At 38.2% G+C, this 22,017-nt stretch carries 18 protein-coding genes and 1 tRNA gene; 1 reads left to right on the forward strand and 18 read right to left on the reverse strand.

The annotated features are described in order from the left end of the window. Positions 1 to 26 precede the first annotated feature (26 nt). From I585_RS01880 to glgB, 13 genes are all read right to left on the reverse strand, one after another. Positions 27 to 545, reverse strand: a complete 519-nt coding sequence (locus tag I585_RS01880) for a nucleotidyltransferase domain-containing protein (protein WP_010739340.1) — start codon at positions 543 to 545, stop codon at positions 27 to 29. Positions 546 to 586: 41 nt separating this feature from the next. Next, the gene (locus tag I585_RS01885; protein WP_010739341.1) at positions 587 to 1,285 is read right to left on the reverse strand and encodes a gamma-glutamyl-gamma-aminobutyrate hydrolase family protein; all 699 of its coding nucleotides are present in this window, start codon (positions 1,283 to 1,285) and stop codon (positions 587 to 589) included. A gap of 123 nt (positions 1,286 to 1,408) precedes the next feature. After that, positions 1,409 to 2,554 carry an N-acetylglucosamine-6-phosphate deacetylase gene (gene nagA, locus I585_RS01890; RefSeq protein ID WP_010739342.1) on the reverse strand — a complete coding sequence of 382 codons (1,146 nt, stop codon included), beginning with the start codon at positions 2,552 to 2,554 and terminating at the stop codon, positions 1,409 to 1,411. 78 nt (positions 2,555 to 2,632) lie between these two features. Continuing rightward, positions 2,633 to 3,457, reverse strand: coding sequence for a helix-turn-helix domain-containing protein (locus tag I585_RS01895; RefSeq protein WP_010739343.1), 825 nt, complete (start codon positions 3,455 to 3,457; stop codon positions 2,633 to 2,635). 192 nt (positions 3,458 to 3,649) lie between these two features. Further along, a tRNA-Leu gene (locus I585_RS01900) sits at positions 3,650 to 3,731 on the reverse strand. 47 nt (positions 3,732 to 3,778) lie between these two features. Further along, entirely contained in the window at positions 3,779 to 3,964 is a 186-nt protein-coding gene (locus tag I585_RS01905) for a hypothetical protein (RefSeq protein WP_010739344.1), read from the reverse strand. A gap of 59 nt (positions 3,965 to 4,023) precedes the next feature. Then, on the reverse strand, positions 4,024 to 4,623 hold the full coding sequence (locus I585_RS01910; protein WP_010739345.1) for a hypothetical protein: 600 nt from the start codon (positions 4,621 to 4,623) through the stop codon (positions 4,024 to 4,026). Positions 4,624 to 4,719: 96 nt separating this feature from the next. Beyond that, positions 4,720 to 6,552, reverse strand: a complete 1,833-nt coding sequence (locus tag I585_RS01915) for a glycoside hydrolase family 13 protein (protein WP_010739346.1) — start codon at positions 6,550 to 6,552, stop codon at positions 4,720 to 4,722. Continuing rightward, positions 6,533 to 8,971, reverse strand: coding sequence for a glycogen/starch/alpha-glucan phosphorylase (locus tag I585_RS01920; protein ID WP_010739347.1), 2,439 nt, complete (start codon positions 8,969 to 8,971; stop codon positions 6,533 to 6,535). The genes I585_RS01915 and I585_RS01920 overlap by 20 nt, the downstream gene beginning before the upstream one ends. 111 nt (positions 8,972 to 9,082) lie before the next feature. Beyond that, on the reverse strand, positions 9,083 to 10,510 hold the full coding sequence (gene glgA, locus I585_RS01925) for a glycogen synthase GlgA (RefSeq protein ID WP_010739348.1): 1,428 nt from the start codon (positions 10,508 to 10,510) through the stop codon (positions 9,083 to 9,085). A gap of 2 nt (positions 10,511 to 10,512) precedes the next feature. Then, on the reverse strand, positions 10,513 to 11,661 hold the full coding sequence (glgD, locus tag I585_RS01930) for a glucose-1-phosphate adenylyltransferase subunit GlgD (protein WP_010739349.1): 1,149 nt from the start codon (positions 11,659 to 11,661) through the stop codon (positions 10,513 to 10,515). Continuing rightward, on the reverse strand, positions 11,648 to 12,793 hold the full coding sequence (locus tag I585_RS01935) for a glucose-1-phosphate adenylyltransferase (RefSeq protein ID WP_034708589.1): 1,146 nt from the start codon (positions 12,791 to 12,793) through the stop codon (positions 11,648 to 11,650). Before I585_RS01935 ends, glgD begins: the two co-directional genes overlap by 14 nt. Before the next feature lie 38 nt (positions 12,794 to 12,831). After that, entirely contained in the window at positions 12,832 to 14,733 is a 1,902-nt protein-coding gene (glgB, locus tag I585_RS01940; protein WP_010739351.1) for a 1,4-alpha-glucan branching protein GlgB, read from the reverse strand. A gap of 422 nt (positions 14,734 to 15,155) precedes the next feature. On the opposite strand from glgB, the gene I585_RS01945 reads away from it, so the two are divergent. Further along, a complete protein-coding gene (locus tag I585_RS01945; RefSeq protein ID WP_010739352.1) occupies positions 15,156 to 15,710 on the forward strand; it encodes a DUF2179 domain-containing protein in 555 nt (184 codons plus the stop codon). Between the two features lie 2 nt (positions 15,711 to 15,712). Here the strand turns inward: I585_RS01945 and I585_RS01950 are convergent, their stop codons facing one another. The 5 genes from I585_RS01950 to pflB all read right to left on the reverse strand — a co-directional run bounded on the left by I585_RS01950 (position 15,713) and on the right by pflB (position 21,777). Next, the gene (locus I585_RS01950; RefSeq protein ID WP_010739353.1) at positions 15,713 to 16,576 is read right to left on the reverse strand and encodes an alpha/beta hydrolase; all 864 of its coding nucleotides are present in this window, start codon (positions 16,574 to 16,576) and stop codon (positions 15,713 to 15,715) included. A 4-nt stretch (positions 16,577 to 16,580) separates the two neighbouring features. After that, positions 16,581 to 17,381, reverse strand: coding sequence for a DUF1803 domain-containing protein (locus I585_RS01955; protein ID WP_010739354.1), 801 nt, complete (start codon positions 17,379 to 17,381; stop codon positions 16,581 to 16,583). A gap of 163 nt (positions 17,382 to 17,544) precedes the next feature. After that, positions 17,545 to 18,474 carry a manganese-dependent inorganic pyrophosphatase gene (locus tag I585_RS01960; RefSeq protein WP_010739355.1) on the reverse strand — a complete coding sequence of 310 codons (930 nt, stop codon included), beginning with the start codon at positions 18,472 to 18,474 and terminating at the stop codon, positions 17,545 to 17,547. Positions 18,475 to 18,561: 87 nt separating this feature from the next. Continuing rightward, a complete protein-coding gene (gene pflA, locus I585_RS01965; protein ID WP_010739356.1) occupies positions 18,562 to 19,341 on the reverse strand; it encodes a pyruvate formate-lyase-activating protein in 780 nt (259 codons plus the stop codon). Positions 19,342 to 19,485: 144 nt separating this feature from the next. Beyond that, complete coding sequence (gene pflB / locus I585_RS01970; RefSeq protein WP_010739357.1) at positions 19,486 to 21,777, reverse strand: formate C-acetyltransferase; 2,292 nt, start codon at positions 21,775 to 21,777, stop codon at positions 19,486 to 19,488. Positions 21,778 to 22,017: the final 240 nt, after the last annotated feature.

Consider the following 22,017-nt stretch of genomic DNA (forward strand, 5'->3'; position numbering starts at 1 on the left):
TGTGCTCGCTTCTCATCATACTTATTCTAATTTTCAGAGACTTGCGGATAAGCAGCATTTAGGTTGCTCAAATCCGCATGATCTATCGCTCTCAGATCATACCCGCTATGAAATATCCTCTGTCCTTCAATAGAAACACAGGGAATCATGCGGCCTTCATAGTGGCTTTTTGTAAACCAATCAGATGCCAGCTCAAACCAGCCACCTTCTGGATTTGCTTGCTTCACGCTTCCTGATTCGCTGATCACAAATGGATGGATATCAATATTCCCATAGTTAGGATGGTATAACTCTGCACGTGTCGGACGCTGATCAATCGTAATCTGATAACCTATTTCGCTCAATTTTTTAAGCAATTCTTTTTCGTGTGTAGCATCAAAATCAATATCTACATCCCGATGTTCTCGTGTTTGTTTTCCGATCAGCACATCAATTCCCCATCCTCCTTCGACCCAATAACGAATATTAAGGTCGCTTAGCAAATCAATGATCATGAGAAAACTCTCTTTACTGACTGACTCGGTTTGTTTATCTTTTGATTTCATTTTTCACTCTTCCTCTTTCCGTTTCTTCAGATAATAAAAGTTTAACATGCAGATAAGAACGCTGCCATCAATGCTTTATTTTCTGTTGTTGATGCATCGAAGAACTCCGGATGCCATTGAACACCTAAAACAAATTTTGCTGATTTCAAAGAGACTCCTTCGATTACCCCATCCGTTGAAACAGCTGTTACCTCTAGCCCATTGCCTACCTCTTTGATGGCTTGATGATGATAGCTGTTCACTCCTAGTTTGGTACGATCTAAGATACGATGCAATAGACTATTTTCGATCAGTTGCACTTCATGCTGCACCTTAGCATATGGGGGAATCATCTGATGACACACAGAAGATGACCTTTCACTTGGCAAATCCTGATAGAGTGTACCGCCATACAATGCATTCAATAGTTGTACACCTCGGCAAATAGCCAATAGCGGCTTATCTTTAGCAATCACTTCTCGCATAAGATAACCCTCCATTTCGTCACGTACCCGACAGGGGATCCCACAGACGGATCGCTTTTTTTCTCCATAAAAAGACGGATCAATATCCTGGCCGCCAGTAAAAAGAAAGCCATCGCAAGAAGTCAAAAAGGATTCCAACACTTCCTTATTCGTTGTAAGAGGTAAAATCAACGGAATACCGCCATTTTTTTCGATCAACTCTAAGTAACCCGGCAGCAGCCAAATACTCTTTCGTTCCTCATCATATAACGGTGTCACACCAATTATTGGTTTCATATTGTTCTCCTTTTAGTGATTTTTTATAAGTCTAAAAGTTTAACAAAAATTCTACCATAAAAATTCCATCGAAGACAAAAAAACTCGATCAAAAAATGATCGAGTTTAAAATCAGTCGTTTAATTAAGCGTGATAACGTTCAACACCGTCTAAATAAGTAGCAACCAGATCCATACTAGGTTCTAGGACGATGAAATCAGCCGCCCGTCCTTCTGCGATCATGCCGCATTTGTCATCAATCTTACAGCTCACTGCTGGTACATAAGATGCCATCATGATTGCTTGCTCTGGTGTTGCGATATCCCAATCAACAACGTTCTTAATTGCTTCTTTTAGCTTCAAAATACTTCCAGCTAAGTTGCCGGATTCAAGGCGTGCCGTTCCTTCTTTCACGACTACTGGGAATTCGCCTAGATTGTAATTGCCATCAGGCATTCCGCCCGCCATCATACAGTCAGTGATCAAAGCAACATGATCATGTCCAGCCTTTTCCATCAATACTTCAGCTGCTTGCGGATGTACATGATGTCCGTCACAGATTAATTCAGAGAATACATGCTGCAAGGTTAATAACGCGCCAACCATCCCTGGTTCACGATGATTCAAACCGCGCATTCCGTTATAAGCATGTACAAAGACGCTAGCCCCTGCTTCAACTGCTTCTTGCGCTTCTTCTAATGTACCGCTAGAGTGTCCTAGTGAAACAACAACACCTTCGTCGGTTACTGTTTTAACAAATTCTTTGACACCTTTACGTTCAGGAGCCAGAGCTATTTTTTTGATCAAGCCACCTGAAGCTTCTTGCCATTCATGGAAAGTATCCACATCAGGATCACCAAAATAACTAGGATTTTGCGCACCTTTATGTTCTTCAGTGAAGAATGGACCTTCAAAATAGATCCCTTGAATCTTCGCACCATCAACCTCTTGATACATTTTGCCGATTGTTTCCGCAACATCCTTCAAACGTTCTTTAGTTGAAGTCAAAGTCGTTGGCAAGAAACTTGTCACGCCACATGATAATAATCCTTCAGACATCACTTTGATTCCATCGGCATCATTATCCATTACATCATGATTTTTATACCCATGGATATGAGTATCAACTAAACCAGGTGCAATCCATTTTCCACTTTGATCGATAATCTCAGCATCTGCTGGTTTTTCCTTCGTATATGTTCCAAAAATGCCATCAGTGACATCTAAATAACCTGCGCCTTTAACACCAGAGTTTAAAAAGAATTTGTCAGCATAAATAAATGTTTTCATTTAGAGCTCTCCCTTTTTTTCTTAGTATCTTAAAGTTACTCCTGAATGATTAAGAAGTCAAGAATGGTGTAGACCATTCTATAAATCTTTTATCTTTTCAATAGCACGCAGCATTTTTCGATAATTAATGACTGAATGCAACTCGTCACGCGCTTCCAACATTCGAATTTTTAGTTCTAAAAGCTCTCTCAATTTATAATAGCTGCATTGCTGACGATTCCATTTCAAACCCATATCCACGACTTTCTCAGCAAGATCCAAGCGCTCATGCTTAACTAGGAAAGTACCATAGTTAACAAAAAGATTACTCAACTCGCTGCGCTCTGAATAATCAGCCATCATTGTCTGGAACAAGTCGAAGCTTTGATTGTAATAGTTTTGGGCGTCACTCACTCTGCCCATTACCGAACTCATTTTGCCGGCAAAACTTAAAAGTAAAATTCGACTATCGAAATAACCATCATATTTTTTTGACACACAGATTGAAAGTCCTTGAACAATTTGATCTAAAGCCGCTTCCGGCTCCTCATCAAGAAAATAAGCGCAAACTCCTTTAAAAAAATAAGCCAGTTGCCGATCCTTATCTAAGTGAGTAATCTGCCTTTCATCCAAGTATTCCAACGTTGTTCGAATTTCTAAGTATTTACCAATTCGCAAATACATAAACATCTTGTTGAAATATTTACGCAGAAATAATTCTTCTGGTAAAAAATCAAGCATCAATTGATCGATAGTAATTCCTAAACGATGGCAAAGTTGTTGAATCACAATAATATTGGGGATCTCTTCATCATTTTCGATTCGGCTCAAAACACTTTGAGAACAAATCCCTTGAGAAAGATCTTTTTGTGTCATGCCGTGTTCTTTTCTGAACTCTTTTAAGACTTGACCAATTGCTAACATTGATAATTCCTCCAAATATGCAAATTCGCATTTTAATAACTCAATTTTATCCGATGACTGACAGACAAGCAACTTCTGTGTTCTAAATGCACAAAAGAATTGAATTTAAATGATACGGTTTTCTATATAGTTTTAAACGTTCTTCATTTTTTTACAAAAAAAAGAACATACCAGAAAATGGTACATTCAAAATGCGGCGAATGGGATTCGAACCCACACGAGCCAAGCTCATACGCCCCTCAAGCGTACGTGTCTGCCATTCCACCACCACCGCGCAGAATCTTTTTCATAATAGCGAGCTAAAATGAAAAAGTCAATATCTTAAACTATCGTCGTATCGTAGACATAAGTAATATTTCCCTTTAGTCCAGCGATACCGCGGAAAAACTTTTTATCTTCTTGCTTGGTCCATACATCACGAAATAAAAAGAAGTCATCTCGCGACACTTCGAATTTATCAATCTCACCTGCCCGCAACTGGCGAATTTTTTCTTCAAATGGATTCATACTTCCTTCTCCCCTATCATCCTAAAACAACAGAAGGCTGCCATATGGCACCTTCTGCATTAATCATGAAAGTATTTACTGCTTTCAATCTTTGAATTATCCTCTTGCATAATCCCACGCAATGAACGATCCAATCGCTGACGTGATTTCTTTCTTTCAATCACTGGTGGCGTCTGTTCATTTTCCGAAGCAAATAAAATATACGATTGCTTTGATTTCTCCATTCGACTCATCAATTCTCTTGGAGACACTGCGTCAGCGGGTTCATCAGGGATTATAGAAGAAGGCACATACTTTGGAGCAAAAGGAGTTGCGCTGCGACCATTTCGCGAATTGAAAGTCGTTTTAACAACTTCTTTTGGTTTACGTTCCTCAAATAAATTTACTTTTTTTGATTCTTTATGTTCTCCCTGATACATTGGCAGATTGGCTTTGTGATGATCGAGTTCCCTCCGCGGTTCTTCATCTAGGTTAACACGCCGCGTTCGTTTTGCTTTTGGCATCGGACGTTCAAAAATATCTTTCGCCTCTAAACGATAACTTGTGATTAAGTCATCCTGCCCATCAAACAAGACACGTTGGTTAGTCTGTACTATTTTCACACCTGCTTCATCATCAAAAGCAGGAAAACGGCTCTTCTTTCTGCTGTACGTTTGCATAAAATCATCCTTATTGTTCTGATATAGCATAGTTTAGCATAAATGTTGGAAAAATGCTTTTCAAATTCCTAAACAATGGGGCGTATAAAAAAGAACTTATTCTGTGTCGTACATAAAGAGACTCCCCTTAGGTCCAATTACTTCACCCTCTAAAATACGCTCTAAAACGGCATACTCACCCTTATAGGCCCGTGGACTTGATAGTTCACCTACATTCAAACTCTGCTCTTGATCAGATAAATTGATAGCATAAATTACATAGGAATTTTCTGAATAGCGAATAATTCCAAAAATTTGCTGCGCTTGTGAATAAAATGGGAAAAACTGTCCATATTTCATCACATCATATTTTTTACGGCGTTCGATCCATTTTTGACAATTTTTAAACAAGCGCGGATCAATGGAGTTCCATGGGAAAAACTTGCGATTATCAGGATCTTTCCCGCCTGTCAATCCTGCCTCATCCCCATAATAGACACATGGGATGCCTGGCATCATAAACATTAACCCCCAAGCTTGATCCAACGCTTCAACAGAGCTGTTCAGCATAGTCAAAATACGTTCAGTATCATGAGTTCCAATATTATTCAATTGATTGAAATAAAAGTCAGCTGGATAATTTTCTTGGTAGCGAACCATTTCTTCACATATATTCTGTAATGATCGCGACTGTTTTAAAAGATCCAATATTTGCTCACGCAATGGATAGTTCATTACTCCTTGTAAATGATCCCCAAAAACGTATTTCCGGCGTGTATCATAGGCAATTTTATTTGACGCATCTTCCCAGACTTCACCAATTAAGATTTTTTCTTGGTAAGACAATAGATTTTTTCGAATACCTGCAATAAAATCATCTGTCAATTCGTCCGCAACATCTAAACGCCAACCATCAACGCCCATCGAAGTCCATTTGGACAAGACGCTGTCCAAATCTCCATAAATGAATTCTTGATAAGCCGGATTATCTTTTATTACTTCTGGTAAATCAGCTACACCCCACCATGATTTATAGTCATCAGGGTAATGATTGAAAGTAAACCAATCACGATATTCACTTTGAGGGTCACGTGCTGCACCTGAGTTTTCTCCATAGAGACCGCTAATATTAAAATAGCGGCTGTCTTTACCAACGTGAGAAAAGACACCATCCAGTATTACAGCGATTCCCGCCATATGCAAGGCTCCAATAAGGTTTCGAAAATCTTCTTCAGTCCCTAAAACACTATCCACTTTAAAATAGTCATTAGTATCATAGCGATGATTGGAGCTTGCCTCAAAAATAGGATTTAAATAGAGAGCTGTGATTCCCAACTCTTGTAAATAGGGTATTTTGTCCTGAATTCCTTTAAAATTCCCGCCAAAAAAATCCCAACGAACGATTTCATTCTTCTGGTTCTTAATATAAAATGGTTCATCTTCTTCAGTCGCATAAATGAAAGTATTCTTTTTAGGTTGATTAATTTTTCTTTCAGGATTGCCATTAGCAAAACGATCCGGAAAAATTTGATAAAATACTGCATCACGATACCATTTCGGTGCAACCTCTGATTTTTGATAACAAGTTAGTTGATACGGAACCACATCACGTTCAGAACCATAAATTTGTCCTTCGCCGCCTTGACCATTAAAGCCATAGTACTGAATTGTTTCATAACCTTCTGATTCGTGAATAATCTTGAAATAGTAAAAGTAAAGCCCCCAACCCTGATCCATAATCGTTTGAAAGTGAAATCGATCTTCCGACGTCGGTTCCATTGAAAATATTTTTTGACCACTAGAACTGCCTTCCTTACGAACAATCAAAAGGACTTTCGTATTCCTTTGTTCTGGAACCGATAGCCAAATTTTTACCATCGCTCCCTCTTGAACAGCACCAAACGGCTGTTTATATCGCTCTAACCAGGGATTAAAATAAATACGTGTCATGCTGTGTCACACCTCGATCATCTTCATGAGCAAAAGCCGGTTCAATTTGCCAAATGTCATCCGCATATCGTTGGACCGTTTTATCTGAAGAGAAACGGCCTGCATTCGCGATATTTCTTAAGCTGATTTGACGCCAACGTCGTTTGTCTTGATAAGCCTGATTAATTGACTCCTGCGCCAGACAGTAGTCTCCAAAATCACGCAGTACAAAAAATTCATCATTGTACTTAATTAATGAGTCAAAGATTTCTTGTCCTTCTGAAATAATGTTAGGGATTGTTCCATCAACAAGTGTTTTTACAACTTTATAGACTACAGCATCATTTTTGAAAATATCCGTTGATGAATAACTTCTATTTTCATAGTACTGATAGACCTCTGATTCAGTCAAACCAAAAATCGCAATATTGTCATCCCCTACCGCATCACGAATTTCCACATTCGCTCCGTCCAATGTCGCAATCGTCACGGCTCCATTTAACATAAGTTTCATATTAGAAGTACCTGAAGCCTCTTTTGATGCTAGGGATATTTGTTCACTAACATCTGCCGCCGGAATAATCCGCTCCGCCAAACTAACATTGTAGTTTGCTAAAAAGACAACCTTCAATTTATTATTGATTGAGTCATCTTGATTAATTAAACTTGCCGTTTCATTGATTACTTTAATGATTGACTTTGCATAATGATAACTTGGTGCTGCTTTCGCACCGAAAATGAAAACGCGTGGTTCAATCGGTAAATCAGGATTTTCTTTCAAGTCCAAATACAATTTGATAATATGCAGTAAATTTAATAACTGCCTTTTATAGGCGTGCAGACGTTTGATCTGAACATCAAAAATCGCATTTGAATTCACCTTGATACCGCAATGATCTTCAATATAAGTTGCTAATCTTTTTTTATTCTCCCACTTAGCATCCGCTAAAGCTTCAAGAACTTGATCATCTTCTTCGAAATTTAATAATAAGCGCAAGTCACTTGGATTCTTCCGCCAAGAATCTCCAATTGTATCATCTAATACATTGCTCAAAGCGGGATTAGCTAACTGTGTCCAGCGACGCATTGCAATACCATTTGTCTTATTGTTGAATCGTGCAGGGTAAAGTAAATAAAAATCATGTAAAACAACCGATTTTAAAAGATCAGAATGTAGTTTTGCGACACCATTTGTCGAATGAGAGCCAATGATCGCAAGATGGGCCATATGGACTTGGCCGCACTGAATAACCCTTGTTCGTTGAATCAAGTCAAAATCGTGAACTCCCGTCATCTCCTCAACGAAGCGTCGATCGATTTCTTCGATAATTTGATAGATTCTAGGACAAACACTTTTCATCATATCGATTGACCATTTCTCTAAAGCTTCTGCCATAATCGTATGGTTAGTATAACTCATTACTTCTTGAGTTAGATTCCATGCCCGTTCCCAGCCCATCTTTTCTTGATCGATCAAAAGACGCATGAATTCGGCCACGCACATCGCAGGATGTGTATCATTAATGTGGATGGCAATATATTGATTTATTTCATCCATGGGTTTGTTCAATTGCTTATAATAACGCAAAATACTTTGTACTCCTGCTGAAACAAAGAAGTACTCTTGTGACAAACGTAATTTTCTGCCTGCTTCACTTGAATCATCTGGATATAGCACAGAAGTCAAATCTTCTACCGCACGTCGATCTCCGATGCTGCGATAACGATCCTCTTCTTCAGGAGAAATTTCAACCGACCATAAACGCATGGTATTGACGATATCATTTTGGTATCCGACCATTCCGGTGTCGTAGGGCACCGCGCGTAAAAGCATCCCGCCTTGATAATTTGGGGTAAGATTACCGAAACCATCCTCGCTTAAGTAGACATCTCCGCCTATACGCACATCCACAGCCTTACTTTCTTTTCGAACTTCCCAAAGATTCCCTTTTTGCAGCCATTCATCAGGCAGTTCGACCTGATAATTATCAACGAAACGTTGCTTAAATAAACCATATTCATAACGGATTCCATTACCATTTCCTGGTAATCCAGTTGAAGCGATTGAATCCATAAAACATGAGGCAAGTCTTCCTAATCCGCCGTTTCCTAAAGCCATATCCGGTTCAACTTCTGCTAAATCATCTAGACTAATTCCCAACTCAGTGAGTCCTTCTGAGACCATCTCTAACCAGCCCATATTCAAAAGGTTACTCTTCAGCATTTTTCCAGGTAAAAATTCAATTGAAAAATAATAAGCTTGCTTCTGCCCAGCTTCTCGATAATCCTTCCACGTCTGCTGCCAATTTTGTGAGTATGTTGAAGTCATCAATGAACCCAACGTTTGATAGAGTTCATTTGGTGACGCATCTGAGACCTCCATTGCAAATTTTTCGGCCAATCGGCGACTGAAACACCGTTTAAATTCTGTCTTGTCCATTTCTTCATCTCCAACCTACACTTTTTTTAATAATACCTTACTATCATAAAATTATGCTAGAAAAAAGCCAAAATCCATAGCCTGAGGCCTTAGATTCTGGCTTTTCGAATCCTACATTTGTTTGTATAGCTCTAAATATTGTTGACTAGACTCGTCCCAACTAAAATCGCGCGACATCGCTTCTAGCATCATTTTCTTCCAAATATCTTGATGGTTTTGATATAGTTCAATTGCTTGTTTAAGTGCATTCATTAAATAGAACGGCTCGAAAATACCAAATCCAAAACCAGTCCCCTCGTTTGTAATCGGATTATACGACTGGACAGTATCTTTCAACCCGCCGATTTCATGTACAATCGGCAAAGTGCCGTAGCGCATCGAAATCATTTGCGATAATCCACACGGTTCAAAAGCCGAAGGCATCAAGAACATATCGACACCTGCATAAACTTTTTGTGCCAAGGTTACATCAAACGCAATATGGATACTAGCCTTATGCGGATATTTTCCGCCAAAATAATGAAATTGATTCTCGAAATTCGGATCACCTGTCCCAATCAAAATCAACTGCACATCAAACTGCATCAAATTCTCCATTTCCTGCAATAGTAAATGGAACCCTTTTTGGTACGTCAATCGGCTAACAATCCCAATCACAGGGACATCCGGTCGAACGGGCAATTCTAGAAGTTTTTGTAATTGAACTTTATTTTCTATCTTTTTATCCAAATGTTTCTTGTCGTAATTTGCAAAAATTGCTGGATCTTTTTTAGGATTAAATGAAGCATAGTCAATCCCATTCAGAATCCCATGTAATTTTCCGCTTTCCATCCGCAAGATGACATCTAACCCCGCACCAAACTCAGGTGTTTTAATTTCTTCAGCATAAGATGGACTGACTGTAGTGACACGGTCGGCATAAAGAATTCCTGCCTTCATAAAATTCACGCAATTATTGAATTGAATCGTTCCATCATCATAACGTTCACAACCCATACCAAATAAATCATACAATATTTCACGATCGTACTGTCCTTGAAATTCGATATTATGAATCGTTAACACTGATCGAATGTTATTGTATTTCTGAATCCAACGATATTTCTCCTTCAATAAAAACGGGATGAATGACGTGTGATAATCATTCAAATGCATCACATCGGGAATAAAATCAATTTTTTCCATTAATTCGATAACAGCCTGCTGGAAAAAGGCGAAACGCTCCCCGTCGTCATAATAACCGTATAAATTCGGGCGATTGAAGTAATAAAGATTGTCTAGGAAATAATAATCAATTCCATCCAATCGCAGATATTTCACGCCGCAATACTGCTTACGCCAGCCAACATATACATCGTAAGAGAATAAATCTTGTAATTGTTCTTTATAGCGTTGCGGCATTTTTGTAAACAATGGCAACACGACTTTAATATCCGTTCCTTTTTCTTTCAACGCTTTGGGTAAAGCACCCGCAACATCACCCAATCCTCCTGTTTTAAAAAAGGGTGCACATTCCGCCGCTACAAACAATGTTTTCACGTTTATTCGCCTCCGTAAACGTCGCTTAGTACATGAGTATTTTTCTTAATCACAACTGGTTTTTCCAACGAACCAATGATTTTAACTCCTGGTTCAACCACGACATTCTTATCTAAAATTGCATGCTTAACAAAAGCATCTTCTCGAATTGTACAACTTGCCATGATAATTGACTCTTCTATCTCTGCACCTTTCTCGATGACAACACTTCGAGAGAAAAGTGACCCATGTGCTTTGCCGTCGACTAGACACCCAGTCGCAAACTGACTATTTTTCACTTCCGATGTTGGTGAGTAATAAGTAGCCACTTCGTTTTTCAATTTCGTATAGATCTTGTTCTTAGAATACAATAGAGATGTGAATTTTTTGGGATCTAACATTGCCATATTAGCATCATAATAAGACTTAACATCAAAAATATTACTTAAAAATCCTGTGTATTCATATGCGTAAGTCTTCACCTGATTCATCGCCAAAGTTAAGAAATCGACCAATGCTACCGGACCGCCCAAATTTTGACCTTCTTGCAAGGCATCGATCAACCAATCTGTGCGGCAAATAAAGATCTTCATGCCAAGGTTAAGCATTTCATCTTCCGATTTATCTTCCAAGAAGTTATGATGTCCCTTAATTATGCCATGTTCATCTACTTCTAAGATTTCATCTTGACGATAGATCTGTTCTCTAGACATTTTCTTGTAGACAACTGTCATAACACTGTCGCTTTGTTGATGAATTTTTAGAACTGCTTCTAAATCAATATTGCAAAGCATGCGATTGCCCATGAAAACTGTATACTCAGATTTTGATTTATTCAAATAGTCGATCACTGATTCAAAATAAGGTCGTCCCTCAGCTTTCTTTTTCAAGAAGTCTTGATAAAAATGAATAAAGTAGCGACTATCGACACTATCTAAATGCCATTCACGTCCCCCGCCAATATGGTCAAACACCGACTTGGTTGTTCCTTGATTAAAAACCATATAGACAGATTTGATATTTGCATTGATTGCATTCGACAGATTAAAATCGATCAAGCGATATTTACAATCAAAAGGTAAGGTAGCCAATGGCCTTTTTTCAGTTAATGGTAACAATTCTGGACACTCGTAAACATTGCCTAAAATGGCACACATTTTATTCGCTCTCACTTGTCAACACTCCTATCACTTCTGAATAGCCCACGACGGCGATTTCTTCTGTTCCATCAACTACGGCGTCATCACCGATGATTGCATTTTCACCAATGATCGCATTTTTGATTTGTACATTTTTACCAACTGTTGCCCCTGGCATAATAACGCTGTCGACTACTTTGGCACCTTCTTTGACCTGGACATCTCCTGACAGAATACTGTGTTCTACATGACCAGCTACATAGCAGCCATCAGCAATCAACGAATTTTTCACATCGGCATTTTCAGTTAAGAAATGCGGCGGAGAAATTGTATTTTTCGCTAAAATGCGCCAATTCTTATCCCGAATGTTCAGACTATGTTCAGGATCAATGAACTCCATGCTTGCTTCCCACAAAGAATCAATCGTTCCAACATCTTTCCAATATCCGTCGAACCGATAGGCAAAGACATTCTCGCCGCTTTCTAAGTACGCTGGAATCACATGCTTACCAAAGTCCAACATTTGATCATCCTTTTTGTAACTGTTTAGAAGGACGCTCCGTAGACGACTCCAGTTGAATATATAGATTCCCATTGAGGCCAGATTGCTTTTTGGTTCCTCAGGTTTTTCTTCAAACTCAATGATTCGATCGTTTTCATCGGTATTCATAATACCAAAGCGAGAAGCTTCTTCTATCGGTACTTCAATCACCGCCACAGTCAATGAGGCATTGTTCGCCTTATGGTCCTCCAACATTGCTTCGTAATCCATTTTATATATGTGATCACCAGATAATACCAGAACATATTGAGGGTCCATTTGATCGATGTAATCCATGTTTTGATAGATAGCATGAGCTGTTCCTTCAAACCATTTACTGCCATCGTTACTTGAGTATGGCTGTAAAATAGTTACACCAGAATTTAGACCATCAAACCCCCAACTTGAACCATTTCCAATATGATTATTCAACGCCAATGGTTGATACTGCGTTACCACACCAACATTGTTAATTCCGGAATTGATACAATTACTCAGTGTAAAATCAATAATCCGATAGCGACCGCCAAAAGGGACAGCAGGTTTTGCAATTTTTTGTGTTAGTTTGCCGAGACGCGAACCTTTCCCGCCGGCTAAAATCATTGCTAAAATTTCTGTTTTCATTTTATTTGATGAAGGACTTTCCTTCATCGACCTCCCCTCTATTTCTTACGTGTGTTGATTGACTCTGGTTTTAAAACAATAGCACCTAAAGCTGGAACAGTTGTCTTGATCAACTGATCGTACTCCTTAAATTTGATTGGTTCACTTTGACAATCCACATTGTGTTTTGTCCATGTCCCGCCAAATTCCTTCATTTCTGTATTCCAAACCTCCTTATAAGTTCCAGAATAAGGAACACCGATATGGAAATCATTACGTTCAATCGGTGTCATATTTAGAATGACAATCAAGAAATCTTTCTTCCGTTTACCTTTTCGCATAAAGCTTAGAATTGATTCAGAAGTATTGTCAGCATCAATTATTTCAATTGTGTCGTAAGAATCTTCCAATTCCCACAAAGCTGTTTGATTTTTATAAAAATCATTCAGTTCAGAAGTAAATCGCTGCATTGAATGATTTAGTGGATCATTAAGATCGTTCCATTCCAGGCCTTCGTCAAATTTCCACTCCAAAAATTGTCCCCACTCACTACCCATGAATAGTAATTTTTTCCCTGGATGCATCATAAAATAAGTGTATAAATTTCTCAGCTGTGCAAATTGCTTATAGCGATCTCCCCACATTTTATGCATCAGACTCTTCTTGCCATGAACAACTTCATCATGAGACAAAGGTAAAATAAAATTCTCCTGCATCATGTACATAAAAGAAAAAGTAATTAAATTGAAATTGTCTTTTCGATGAACGGGATCCATTTCGTAAAAACGCAGGACATCATTCATCCAACCCATATTCCATTTAAAATCAAAACCCAAAGAGCCGCTTTCGATCATCCCCGTTACAGGAGTCTCAGAAGAACTCTCTTCTGCAATCATTAAAACATTGGGATGAGCCAGTTTTATTACTGCATTTAATTTCTGCAAGAAATAGTAACCTTCAAAATTACGATTTCCACCTTCGTGATTCGGTGTCCAAGGGCCATCATCGTAGTCTCGATAAATCATACTGGATACAGCATCTACACGAATGCCATCAATGTGGAACATTTCGATCCAGAACATTGCACTAGAAATCAGGAAACTTTGAACCTGCGGCTTTCCTAAGTCAAAATTGATCGATCCCCAGCGATTATTTTTTGCCCGATCAGGATCAGCGTATTCAAATTGTGGTGTCCCGTCATAATAGGGGAGCGTATCATCATTGATACAATAGTGTCCAGGTACCCAATCAACGAATACTCCGATGTTATTTAAGTGACAAGCTTCGACGAAATCTTGGAATTCTTCAGGCGTCCCATAATAAGAACTCATTGCAAAGTACCCAATCAATTGATATCCCCACGAACGGCCTAATGGATGTTCCATCAACGGCATAAACTCAACGTGGGTATAGTTCATTTCGACTAAATAAGGTACTAGCTCATTTTTCAAGTCAGCAAAACTAAAGGGTGTGCCATCTTCATGGTGTTTCCATGAACTTGCATGCATTTCGTAAATGTTCAGCGGTCGTTTAAAAGCATTTGAACGCTTGCTACGTCCGCGCCACAGACCATCTCTCCATTTTTTTTCAGGGAAGTTGTATAGCTCGGCTGCATCATCAGGTCTTTTTTCAAAGCGAACGGCAAAAGGATCAATTTTTAAAATTTCACGACCGTTTGCTTGTCGCACTTTAAACTTGTAAAGGTCCCCCTCGTTAACGATATCCGTATAGACTTGCCAAATTCCACTCGCATCATCTTTTTCCATTGGCAGTCCCTGCCAATCGTTGAAGTCGCCAACCAAAAAAACAGCGCGTGCATTCGGTGCCCATACCCGGAAAACATAGCCATTCCCTGTTCGATGAGCACCCAGTAAATGTTGAGCATAAAAATTTTCTCCAGACAAAAATGTTCTCTTAGCATCATCAAATTGTTGCATTTCTTCTTGCTCTTTTTTTCTCATGAGAACCACCCTTTTGACGAACGGCAAAGCGTCCTTAAATTACATTTCAATGTGTAAAGTTTAATAATAAAAACATAGCTTGTTCTATTATAATAACACAAACCTTTATTAAATAACGTATCAAGCGTTTCACATTTTTCTCTTCACATTATTAAATGCCCCTACCTAACATTATATTATAATAAGATTTAAAATAGAAGATAAAAATTTCATTTCTTTTAAATAATTCGATTTTTCTTCTATAAATAACATTTATTATTTTCGTTCTCTGTTTTTTTGACAAATAATAAAGAATTTCTTTTATAGTTCTTTCCTTCTGTTTGCCTTTTGACAAAATAATCGTTAGGCTAGTGATTAATGAATAAATTAGCAAAAAAAGACATCATGAAATACAGACCCATAGAGCCAAGGAGGTTTCTTCTATGATAGATATAAAAATGCTGGCAATGATCTTTTTTATCAATTTTGCCTACGTCACTTTGAATACACTTCGTTTTATGCTTACAATGAAGGGCTACAGAATTTTAGCTCCCTTGATGAGTATGGTTGAAATTACCATCTATATTCTTGGACTATCAATGGTTTTGAACCGTTTGGATAATCCCCTAAATCTACTTACTTATGCATTGGGGTATGCAATTGGAATCAGCGTCGGAATAAGAATTGAGGATAAGTTAGCACTGGGCTATATCATGGTTAGCGTAATTTTACCGTCCAACACTGAAAAGGAAGCCAGTCTGCCTCGTATTTTACGTGAAAACGGCTATGGTGTTACACAATCATATGGTGAAGGATTGTCGGGTGACCGTATGGTTCTGGAAATTCTCTCACCACGTAAAACTGAACGTACACTCTATGCTTTAATCAAAGAGGTTGAAGAGCGAGCATTCATCATTTCCTACGAGCCGAAATACATTTCCGGCGGTTTTTGGACTAAAAAAGTGCGCAAACGCCAAAAAAGCAGCTCGAAGCCTTAGCTTCAAGCTGCTTTTTTCCAAATAAATCGAACTAATTCATTTTGTAATTTTTCACTTTTGGTTATTGCGGAGTGACCTCCGCTTTTTCCTGTAACTAATAATTCCTGGTAACTTTTCGCATGTTTTTGAAACATCAGGCGTAAAGCAAATGCACTATGAATTGAAACAGATCCATCACTTTCCGTTCCATCTTTCAAATCACCAGCCACATCAAGTATTCTCAAATTTGACGGCAATCGGTTCATTGCTTGATCAAAGTATTGATAGATAGGTGTTTCACCACTCGGCCCATTTTCCGTTAACTCATATGCGAAAATGTCCTCTGTATCCTCAGCGATCTCCAGATCATTGAAAGGAGCAGCTATTGCAACAAATCTTTCTGTTACCGGTGTTTTCTCTCCAGCATATTCTAATAAGTAACGTAACGCTGAGACACCGCCCATAGAGTGGCTAACCAGATTGACCCGCGTGATTCTTTGTTTATAGAGATAACGCATCACTTTATCTATCCATTTACTTTGAGTGATCTCATCTGTTACATCTTTTGCGAAAAGTACCATGATCGTTGGATTATCGTTATTATTTTTTAATTTTCCTTCTATAGTTAATTTACCATCCGCTTGAACGACAATCGTCATTTCACGCTTAGCAATATTTTCCCGTTCCAATCTTCTTAAAAGCGGACCAAAAGAAAAAGAGTTTCCTTCATATCCATGAATAAATACGGTTGGAACGTTTGAATAACGAATATTTTTTTCCTTTGTCAGCGTTCCTGGATTAAAGTATCGTACTTTTGCATAATAAATACCTCCAAATACCAATAGAAAACTAACAATCAATACAATTCCTTTAATTACTCTTTGCATTCAGTCATGCCTTCTTTTTTATCAAATACGTAAAACTCTCACGATCACCTAATAACTGTTCTGCTAATTGCCTTGCGAAAAGGAACTGCGTTCTAGCGTCTAGCTCTTGTACTAGATCTAGCAGACCATCTTCATTATAAACTGAAATAAGCACTCGCCAATCCGGTTGTTTTTCAATTACTCCGCTATTTAACAAACTTTCTAAAAAAATTGAGTCTCTTCGCGGTGATTTATCAGCCATTATCCGCTCAATAATAAGCCCGATTTGATTGTTAAAAAAATCAGGGTTAACATCTCCGATAAGCTCGGATAATTGGGGAAATAATTTAGGACGAGAAATATTCTCAAAATAATTAGGCAGTGTTTCTGTCAACTTGCCTGCACAATTGATGGTAACTAGATGAAAGCTCTTATTTACTAAACGATTACACGTGGGAAAGGGAATGTCTGCTATCAGTGTTTCACCTGAGTTATCGCTCCAAAGCTTTTCTCCTAGCCAAACCAATAATTGTTCCGTTGAATAGGTTTCTGTATTTCTTTGAATAAAATGCTTGACCATATCAGTTGTTGGATAATCCTCAACAACCTCCGAGCAAAATTGATAACGCCGGCTCTGTCGCAAGATAATCCCATTATCAATTAGCATATCTAAATTTTTATCTAGATGAGTTTGTTGCGGAAAGTTTTTTCGGATTTCTCGCAAAATAACAGGCTCTGGTAAAACGTGGAAGTAGCTTAATAATTCTTGAATTTCTTTTTGCTTAAGGGCTGATTCTATTTTTTTATTATTTGTATAGATTTGCATGATAGCCTCCTTTCTTCAAATGAACATAATATAGTAATTCTCATGCACGTTCTTTCATTTGCGCAGTCACGAAAATCCCAATAATACTCCTTCGCATTATAATCCTGTTTAAAAGATTCCACAAAAAAGTGGACTTTCAAAAGTCCACTTAGCTAAACTCGCTTTACTTTTCAAATGCCTCAGTCAATTGAGGAACGATTTGCTTCTTACGTGATACAACTCCTGGTAAGAATGCACGATCATTTTTAAGTTCAATTTTAAATGCCTCAGTCACCTTTTCTCTAGGTTCACCGGCAACTAGCAGTTCAGAATCAGAGTTTAAAACATTCGTTACAAGAAGTAAGAATAGATCATAACCATTCTTGACGTTTTCAGCTAGCATCGCATCCCGCAAAGCCGCTTGTCGAGCAAATACTTCATCTAAATCAACCGTGTTGATCTGTGCGATTCGAACAGTTTTATCTGCCATCGGGAATGATTTTGCATCTAAATCTAATAATTCTGCTTCAGATTTATCTCCTAAATTCGTGCCAGCTTTTAATAAATCAAGCCCGTAGCTGTTTAAGTCAACACCAGCGATTCCAGCTAGTTCATTTGCTGCATCGACATCCTCTTGAGTACATGTTGGTGATTTGAATAATAATGTATCAGAGACGATTGCTGATAGCATCATACCTGCTATTTTCGCTGGAACAGCAATACTGTTCTCTTTATATAATTTCAACACAATCGTTGACGTACAACCGACTGGCTCCGCACGATAATACAACGGATTTGCGGTTTGGAAGTTCGCGATACGATGATGATCGACTACTGAAAGAATGTTTAAATCCTCGATATCTGCTACACTTTGTTGGAATTCATTGTGATCAACCAACATCACATCATTGGTTTCAGCGGCAATTTTTTCTACCACTCTTGGAGCTTTCAAACCGAAATGATCTAATGCAAATTGTGTTTCTTCGTTTGGTGTTCCAAGCGCAACTGCTTCTGCGTCCACACCCAGATCTTTTTGCAAGTTAGCAAAGGCCATTGCTGCTCCGATCGCATCTGTATCAGGATTTTTGTGTCCAAAAACTAAAACTTTTCCCATGGTTGATTCGCTCCTTTAAATAAGTTCTTCTTTATCATATCAAAAAAAAGGAAAAGAGCAACAACATGTCGCTCTTTTCCTGAAATTTTAACGTTTCAAATACCCCTTATACTCTTCTGTATGCAGTATTTTTTTTGCATTTGCTATTCTGTCATCCGTAGGTGGTTCAATTCCCTCTAATGGATATTTCAAGCCCATTTCCTCCCATTTGTATTTCCCCATTGTATGGTATGGAAGAATCTCAACCTTGTCAACATTCTTTAAAGTCTTAATAAATTTATCTAATCGAATTAAGTATTCGTCATAGTCGCTTCTAAAAGGTACTAATACATGGCGGATCCAAACAGGCTTATTGATATCCGAAAGATATTTCGCCAATTCTAAGATGTTATCGTTACTTTGACCAGTTAATTCTTTATGTTTTTGGTCATCAATTTGTTTAATATCAAACAGGACCAAATCAGTGTATTGCATTAATTCTTCAAATTTTGAAAAGAATGGTTCTTCGAAAGTAAAGGGTTTTCCGCAACTATCTAAAGTCGTGTTAACGCCTATTTCTTTAGCTTTTTTAAAAAGATCAATCAGAAAATCAATTTGTAGCAAAGGTTCACCACCACTAACTGTGATTCCACCCTTTTTCCCCCAATAACTTTTATAGTTCAATGCTTCTTTTAATACATCATCAGCAGTTCTTTTTTTAGCTTTTGGATCATTAATTTTCCAAGTATCTGGATTATGACAAAATTGGCAACGCATCCGACAACCTTGCATGAAGACAATAAAACGCACTCCAGGTCCGTCAACGGATCCGAAACTTTCGATTGAATGGACATTTCCGACAATAGGTTGTTCAGTCACAGTAGACATAAACAGTCCCCCTCTTTTATATGTAAAAAATCCTCTTTGAATTTTTTTATCATGACTCATATAACAATTATATTTTAAAAATTAAGGCGAACAGACCTCTGTCCATCCGCCCTAATTTGTTATTTCTTCGATAGAATCAGTAAATTACATTTTTGCGTGGAATGTACGGCTGATTACATCTTCCTGTTGTTCACGTGATAAGTCGATGAATTTAACAGCATATCCAGAAACACGGATAGTGAAGTTCGCATATTCTTCTTTTTCTGGGTGTTCCATTGCATCGATTAATTTTTCTTTACCGAAAACGTTCACGTTTAAATGATGTGCTCCTTGATTGAAGTAACCATCTAATACGTTCGTTAAGTTTTCAATACGTTCATCTTCATCATGACCCAATGCATCTGGATTAATACTTTGAGTATTTGAAATACCGTCTAATGCATATTCGTAAGGTAGTTTAGTCAATGAATTAAGTGAAGCTAATAATCCGTTTTGTTCAGCACCATATGATGGGTTAGCACCTGGTGATAATGGTGCTCCAGCAGGACGTCCATCTGGCAACGTCCCAGTTGCTTTACCATAAACAACGTTAGATGTAATTGTCAAGATTGAAGTTGTCGGTTCTGAATTACGGTAAGTATGATAGTGTTCTAGTTTTTCCATGAATGTCTTCAATAACCATACAGCAATATCATCTGCACGAGCATCATCGTTTCCATATTTAGGGAACTCACCATCAATCTTGAAGTCCGTTACAATACCAGCTTCATCGCGAATTGGGAATACTTTTGCATATTTGATTGCAGCCAATGAATCAACAACATGTGAGAATCCTGCAATACCAGTGGCAAAAGTACGTTTCAAATCTGTATCCATCAACGCTAGTTCAGCCGCTTCATAATAATATTTGTCATGCATAAAATGAATGGCGTTCAATGTATTCACATACATGCCAGCCAACCATTCCAGCATATCGTCATATTTAGCCATAACTACATCAAAGTCCAAAGCATCATCAGAATCGATTGGACGGAAATCAGGCCCAACTTGAACTTTAGATTTTTCATCAACCCCGCCGTTGATTGCATACAACAACGCTTTCGCCAAGTTGGCACGAGCACCGAAGAATTGCATTTCTTTCCCTGTTTGAGTAGCAGACACACAGCAACAAATCGCATAATCATCTAACCATACTGGACGCATTACATCGTCATTTTCGTATTGAATAGAAGAAGTATCAATCGAAATCTTCGCTGCATAGTCTTTGAACCCTTCTGGTAAACGAGAAGAATACAAAACAGTTAAGTTTGGTTCTGGAGATGGTCCCATATTTTCTAATGTGTGTAGGAAACGAAAATCATTTTTAGTAACTAGAGTACGTCCATCCATACCCATACCAGCGATTGATAATGTTGCCCAAACCGGATCGCCTGAGAATAATTCGTTGTATGAAGGAATACGCGCAAATTTAACCATACGTAATTTCATTACTAGATGGTCAATCAATTCTTGTGCTTGATCTTCTGTCAATGTACCATTTTCGATGTCACGTTGAATATAGATATCCAAGAAAGTAGAAACACGACCAATTGACATTGCCGCACCATTTTGTTCTTTGATAGCTGCTAAATAGCCGAAGTACGTCCATTGAACGGCTTCCTTCGCATTTTCGGCCGGACGAGAAATATCAAACCCGTAAGCCTCAGCCATTTCTTTGATGCGTTTCAACGCCTTATATTGATCGCTGATTTCTTCACGTAGACGAATGTCTTCCTCAGTGAATTGACCATGACCGCAATTTGCGTGATCTTTTAATTTTTGTTCCATCAAGTAATCGATACCATATAAAGCTACACGACGATAGTCACCAACGATACGTCCACGTCCATAAGTATCAGGAAGTCCAGTGATGATCTTGTTCCGACGAGCCGCACGGATTTCCGGTGTGTATACATCAAATACCGCTTGGTTATGTGTTTTATGATAATCGTTAAAAATTTCAGTGAATTTAGGGTTCGGTGTGTAGCCGTAGCTTTCAAGTGATTCTTCAGCCATACGAATACCACCATAAGGCATGAACGCACGCTTTAAAGGCTTGTCTGTTTGAATACCAACAATAGATTCTTTGTCTTTCATATTCTCATCGATATAGCCAGCACCGTATGCATTAGCAGCAGATACAACATCTGCTTCCATGTCTAATACGCCGCCGTTTTCACGTTCTTGTTTTTGAAGTTCTTGCAATTTGCCCCAAAGTTCGTTCGTTGCTTTAGTTGGTTCTGCTAAAAATTCAGCAGCACCTTCATAAGGCGTATAGTTCGCTTGGATGAAATCACGTGTATTGATTTCATTTTTCCATAGATGACCCTTAAAGCCTTCCCATGCAGACTTTTCTGTGTTTTTCATTTTGTCTAGTTCATTTGTTGCAGTTCCCATTTCGAAAGGACCTCCTTAGAATATAAAAAACTTTATTGCTACAGCTTTACGAACACAGTATAACACATAAAATCTTTTATGCAAGCCTTTCCTTGTGAAAGATTAATTAGAAAATAAGAATTCTCTGAAATCGTTAGCAAACCACTGATATCATCGGTTTTATCATGGTTAAGCAATTAGTATTTTTTTCTTATTAATAGCCAATTTCAATGATTTTGTGATATAAAAAACGGCATCTGT

Source organism: Enterococcus malodoratus ATCC 43197 (genome assembly GCF_000407185.1).
Classification (GTDB): Bacteria; Bacillota; Bacilli; order Lactobacillales; family Enterococcaceae; genus Enterococcus_A; species Enterococcus_A malodoratus.